Below are 6,000 nucleotides of genomic sequence, written 5' to 3' on the forward strand. Positions count from 1 at the left end.
CCCCTCCGAACCGACCGTAGTGCAGCGCGCCCCAAAGGGGCGCGGGGAACGGCGCGACCAGCCACAACGGCGCCGCACCGAACCACCGGCAGATCACGGCAATTGACTGCTAATCCCACGATCCCTGTGCGGGAGGCAGCGAGCCCAGCTCGGCGACATCCTCTGCAGTCAGCCGTACGTCCACTGAGCCGGCGTTCTCCGTCGCCCACCGGCACTGCTTGGTACCGGGAACCGGGATCACATGCCGCCCCCGGTCCCGCACCCACGCCAGCGCCACCTGAGCCGCGGTGACCTCCTCCCCGTGCCGCCGGGCGACCCGCCGTAGCCCCGCCACGATCGGCTGGTTGGCCGCCATCATCTCCGCCGTGAAGCGAGGGTGCCGCGCCCGCACGTCGTCCGGTTCGAAGCCCTCGCCCGGCGTGAGCGTGCCGGTGAGGAAGCCGTTGCCCAGCGGCATCGCCGCCAGGAAACCCACACCCCGTGCCTCGCACCACGGCAGCAGCGCCTCCAGCGCCTCCGGCGACCACACCGACAGCTCCGCCTGTATCGCGCTCACCGGAAACACCTGCTGCACCCGCTGCAACTGGCGCAGGGTCGCGTCATGCAGCCGCGCGCCGGACCTGCGCCCCCCGCGCGCCCCCAGGGCGCACAGCCCCAGCGTGCGCACCTTCCCCGCCTGCACCAGCTCTGCCATCGCGCCCCAGGTCTCCTCGACGGGGACCTCGGGATCGGCGCGGTGCAACTGGTAGAGATCTATGACGTCGGTCTGCAGCCGCCGCAGGGACGCGTCGCAGGCGCGCTTCACATAGCCGGGCCGGCCGTTCGCCACGATGTGCTGGTCGCCGACCAGCAGGCCCACCTTGGTCGACACGAAGGCCTCGGCGCGCCGCTCCTTGAGCACCCGCCCCAGCAGCAGCTCATTGGTGAACGGGCCGTACATGTCCGCGGTGTCCAGCAGCGTCACGCCCAGGTCCAGCGCCCGGTGTACCGCCCTCACCGACTCGTCACCGCGCTGCCGCGACCCGCTGTAGGCCCAGCTCATCGGCATGCACCCGAGTCCGACGGCCCCCACCGCGAGCGCCCCCGCGCCGATCGTCCTGCGCTCCACCAGCCCGTGAACCTCCTTCTAGAGCCCCCAACCTAACCTCTGCGCCCCCACGTCCCTGACATAGCCTCCTGACATGACCCAAGACGCATGGCTCCCCATCCCGCTGAAGGAGTTCCAGGATCTCCCCGACGGGCTCAATTACCTCTTCTGGGACGGGGACCAGGACTTTCCCGGTGATCCTGCCGACTGCGCCGTGTATGTCGTCCCCTACATGAAGCCGCAGAAGGTGCGAGCGCGGCCGCTGGCGGGGATGCGGAACCTGCGCCTCATCCAGACCCTCACCGCCGGCGTCGACGACATGATCGCGGCCCTCGACCTCATCGTCGCCGGCGTGCCGCTGTGCAACGCGCGCGGGGTGCACGAGGCGAGCACCGCCGAGCTCGCGCTCACCCTGACCCTGGCGTCCCTGCGCGGGGTCCCGGGGTTCGTGCGCGCCCAGCAGCGGGAGCGCTGGGAGGGCGGTTTCCACCCCGCCCTCGCCGACAAGAACGTCCTCATCGTCGGTTACGGCGCCATCGGCTCGGCCATCGAGGACCGGCTCGTGCCGTTCGAGGTTGCGCGGGTGGCGCGCGTCGCGCGCTCCGGGCGCGCCTCGGCGCGCGGTCCCGTGCATCCGCTCACCGAACTGCCGCAACTGCTTCCGGAAGCCGATGTCGTCATCCTCGCCACGCCTCTCACGGACACCACGCGTGGCCTGGTCAACGCGGAGTTCCTCGCGCGGATGAAGGACGGCGCACTGCTCGTGAACATCGCGCGCGGGCCCATCGTGGACACCAAGGCGCTCCTCGCCGAGCTGGAGAGCGGCCGCCTCACCGCCGCCCTGGACGTCACCGATCCCGAGCCGCTGCCGGCCGGACATCCCTTGTGGCAGGCGCCCGGCGTGCTGATCAGCCCTCATGTCGGCGGCCCCACCTCGGCCTTCCTGCCGCGCGCCAAGCGGCTCGTCACCGACCAGTTGAACCGCTTCGTGAACCGGGAGCCGTTGCGAAACGTGATCCTTACGACGGGATCCACCGACAACTGACAATCGCAGCAACACGCGTGTAATCCACTTCCGGTACGGTCCGCGACCTTCCGGGCGCGGTGTGTATGCGTATAGCCGCTGGTCGTCACGGAGCGTAGAGAAGCTATGTCCCTGAGTGACGAGACTGGTGTATCGTCCCGACAGGGGCTGCGCCGCGCACCGTTCGGCGCCGGGGATGGACATTTCAGATTTGTGAGGGGGGCGACGGGCGATGCACGGCCTATGGACGAACGATCCGACGCGGCGGAGCCACCGGCGGCGACCCTGGCGCACAGCTGCGCGCAGACGCGGCCACCACACCAGCCATCACCACCACCGCAGCCACAGCGGACGCAAGAGGCACGCTCACCCAGCGCACCGGGACCCGGGCGCGACGCGGACCGGGAGCATCCGGTGACAGCGCCGACGCCTGTGCCGACCACCCTCCCCGGAGCGCTGCGGGCCCAGCCTCCGGCGGGAATGCCGAACTCCCGGCCGCCGGCCACCGGCTGCGGGACCGGCGTGGTCCGCCAACTCGTCCTGGCCCTGGTCTGCGCGGGATACGCCGTCGGTTCCGCGTTCGACTGGGGCTCGAACCAAATCGCCCTGTTCATGGGCGACTTCGGTCTGACCGCGGCCGCCGGCACCGCCGCCGTGTCGTGCTTCTGGTACGCGCGCTCCCCGCGGGTTCGCTTTCGACCCGCGTGGCTGCTGTTCGCCCTCTCCTCGGCGATGGCGGCCCTGGGCAACGCGGTCTGGGGGTGGTACGAGGTCGTGCTCCAGCGGCCCGTGCCCAGCCCCAGCTACGCCGACCTGTTCTTCCTGTGCTTCGCCCCGCCCGCCATCGTCGGTCTGCTGGTACTGGCCAAGCGGCCGATGACCAAGGCCGGCTGGATCTGCCTGGGGCTGGACGCCTGGCTGATCGGCGGCTCGCTGCTCACCCTGTCGTGGAGCCTCGCGCTCGCCCAGGCCGCCCGGCTCGACGGACCCAGCGTCGCGCACACCGCGCTCTCGCTGGCCTACCCGCTGATGGACATCGCTCTGGTCAGCATGGTGCTCGCGCTGCACTTCCGGCGCTCGCCGGGCAACCGCACCGCGGTGAACACCGCGATCGGCGCGCTCGCCCTGACCGTGATGTGCGACGCCCTGTTCACCTCGCCGCTGCTGCACAGCAGTTACCGCTCCGGCCAGCTGCTGGACGCGGGCTGGTTCGCCGGCTCGCTGCTACTGGCGTACGCCCCCTGGGCCGCGCCCCGGCCGACGGGGGAGCCCGAGGGGCACACCCGCGTGGTCCACGAGCACGTGCCCGGCGGACGGGCCACGGTGCCCAGGCAGCCGTCCGCCCCGGGTGGCGAGCACAGCCGGTACCCGGCGGGGCGCCCCCTGGCCGGCTCGCTGGCCGCGCTCACCCCGTACCTGGCCGCCGCCGTGTGCACGCTGGGCATCCTCTACAACGTGCTCAACGGCCGCAGCCCGGACCATGTCGTCCTGATCACCGCCGGCTGTGTGGTCCTCGCGCTCGTGGTCCGCCAGGGCATCATGCTGCTCGACAACATCACCCTCACCCAGGAACTGGCGCATCAGGAGAACCACTTCCGCTCCCTGGTGCAGGGCTCCAGCGACGTGATCATGATCGCCGCACCCAACGGCATCCTCCGGTACGTCTCCCCGGCCGCCGCCGGGGTCTACGGGCGGCCCGCCGACGAGCTGGTCGGCTCCGAACTGGGCAACCTCATCCACCCCGAAGACCTGGGCTGCGTGGTGCACGAGGTGCGCCGCTTCCTCGCCACCGGCCCCCTGGAGGAGGCCACCACCCGTATCGAGTGCCGTTTCCGGTCCGGCGACGGCGGCTGGCTCAACGTCGAGTCCACCGTCAACCGGCACCACGGCGGCCTTATCTTCAACAGCCGGGACGTGACCGAAAGAGTGCGGCTGCAGGCGCAGCTCCAGCACAACGCCGAGCACGACCCGCTCACCGACCTGCCCAACCGCGCCCTGTTCACCCGGCGGGTGCAGCAGGCCCTGTCCGGCCGCCGTTCCTCCGACCGGGGCCCCGCCCTGCGGAACACGGCCGTGCTCTTCATCGACCTGGACGGATTCAAGGCCGTCAACGACACCATCGGGCACCAGGCCGGCGACGAACTGCTCGTCCAGGCCGCGCGCCGACTCCAGGACGCGGTCCGCCACGGCGACACCGCCTCCCGGCTGGGCGGCGACGAGTTCGCGGCGCTGATCGTCGGAGACGGCACCCGTGACCGCAGTGCCCGGGAGCGGCACATCCTGGAGCTCGCCGACCGCCTCAGGACAACCCTCTCGCAGCCGTACGCCATCGGCGGCAACGATGTCCGTGTCAACGCGTCCATCGGTGTCGCCTTCGCCGAACCGGGTCTCGGCGCCGGAGAGTTGCTGCGCAACGCCGACCTGGCGATGTACCGCGCCAAGTCGGCCGGAAAGGGCCGCGTCGAGCTGTACAAGCCACAGATGCAGCAGGACGTCGTACGCAAGGCGGAACTGGCCACCCGGCTGCGGGCCGCGCTGCATGACGGCGAGTTCGCGCTGCTGCACCAGCCCGTGGTGTGCCTGGAGAGCGGCCGGATCGACTCGGTCTCCGCACAGGCGCGCTGGCGCTCCTCCCAGGGGGTGCTGTTCACGCCCGCCGAGTTCCTGCGGGTGGCCGAGGACAGCGACAAGACCTCCGAGCTGGACCGCTGGATCCTCCAGGAGGCGGTCGAACAGGCCGCCGAGCGCGCCGCCAACGGGCTCGTGGTGCCGGTCGCCGTCCGGACGTGTGCTCGACGGCTGCTCGACCGGTCCTCGCCGCTCGGCTCCGTGGAGGCCCTGCTGACCCGGCACGGGCTTCCCTCGGGGGCGCTGGTCCTGGAGCTGTCCGACACCGACCCCAGGATTCCGCTGGACGAGCTGGAGCGGCGCCTGACCGCGCTCAGCCGGCACGGTGTCCGGATCGCGCTGGACGGCTTCGGCAGCGGCTACGCGGCGATCACCGCCCTGCGGAAGCTCCCCGTCGACATGCTCAAGCTCGACCGCAGTCTGGTCGAGGGGGTCGTCGAGTCGCCCCGGCTGCACAAGATCACCAGCGGGCTGCTGCGGATCGCCGGCGATCTCGGGCTCCAGTCGGTGGCCGAGGGCGTGGACCTGCCCGAGCAGGTCACGGCGCTGCGCGCGATGGGGTGCACGCACGGGATGGGCATGGCCTTCTCCGGCCCGGTGGACGAGTACCGGCTGCGCCGGGCCCTCGGTTCCGGCCACTATCCGGTGCCGCACGCACCGGCCGAGCCGGCGTTCGCGGGCGCCGCCGGAGGCGAACGAGCCATGGAGAGGGGTGCCGGGGTGTACACCGGTGGTGTGCCCGCGGTCGCCGGTGGGGTGACCGCCGTGTTCGGAGGCGGCAATGCCCGTCGCTCACATAATGAGACTCCCGTCCCACCCACTTGACACGTGGTGCGCGTCAGAGGGAGGGTCAGTTCCATGCGCACCCGAATTCTCGTACTTGGACAGCGCGTCGGCTGAGCTGGGACCCACCGGAGAAGGATCCGGAAACCCCAGCGACCACACCGGCGCGCTCCCCTCGCTTGCCTTTCGGCACGAGGGGTTTTTTGTTGCACCAGCACCAGACGTACGGCGGCAGAAATCCGTACGAACCTCGCAAAAACCCTCAGCATCGAGAAGAGAATGCCGATGACCGAGCAGGCCCCGGGGGCCCATCATCCGCAGCCGCGGCCCCGTTCCGGAGGACAGCAGTCCGCGCCCGTCGAGCACGTCACGGGTGCGAAGTCCCTCATCCGCTCTCTTGAGGAGGTCGGTGCTGACACGGTATTCGGCATTCCCGGTGGTGCGATCCTGCCTGCCTATGACCCGCTGATGGATTCCA

Annotated in this window: 3 protein-coding genes and 1 pseudogene; 3 read left to right on the forward strand and 1 reads right to left on the reverse strand. The window is 70.9% G+C overall.

Going from position 1 to position 6,000, the window contains the following annotated elements:
* Positions 1–109: 109 nt before the first annotated feature.
* The gene (locus tag ACWGJB_RS47330) at positions 110–1,108 is read right to left on the reverse strand and encodes an aldo/keto reductase (RefSeq protein ID WP_453386234.1); all 999 of its coding nucleotides are present in this window, start codon (positions 1,106–1,108) and stop codon (positions 110–112) included.
* A gap of 73 nt (positions 1,109–1,181) precedes the next feature.
* Here ACWGJB_RS47330 and ACWGJB_RS47335 point away from each other — a divergent pair, with 73 nt between their 5' ends.
* The 3 genes and pseudogenes from ACWGJB_RS47335 to ACWGJB_RS47345 all read left to right on the forward strand — a co-directional run.
* Positions 1,182–2,132 (forward strand): 2-hydroxyacid dehydrogenase, encoded by a 951-nt coding sequence (locus tag ACWGJB_RS47335; protein ID WP_453386235.1) that lies wholly within the window; start codon positions 1,182–1,184, stop codon positions 2,130–2,132.
* 459 nt (positions 2,133–2,591) lie between these two features.
* Positions 2,592–5,564 (forward strand): EAL domain-containing protein, encoded by a 2,973-nt coding sequence (locus tag ACWGJB_RS47340; RefSeq protein WP_453386238.1) that lies wholly within the window; start codon positions 2,592–2,594, stop codon positions 5,562–5,564.
* Between the two features lie 243 nt (positions 5,565–5,807).
* Positions 5,808–6,000: pseudogene (locus tag ACWGJB_RS47345) on the forward strand (acetolactate synthase large subunit); the annotation flags it as partial.

Source organism: Streptomyces sp. NPDC054813 (assembly GCF_053611365.1).

What these genes read in the sequence shown, in the direction of transcription:
- ACWGJB_RS47340 (WP_453386238.1), top strand. Translation starts at nt 2,592, where the DNA reads ATGCCGAACTCCCGGCCGCCGGCCACCGGCTGCGGGACCGGCGTGGTC.
- ACWGJB_RS47335 (WP_453386235.1), top strand. Translation starts at nt 1,182, where the DNA reads ATGACCCAAGACGCATGGCTCCCCATCCCGCTGAAGGAGTTCCAGGAT.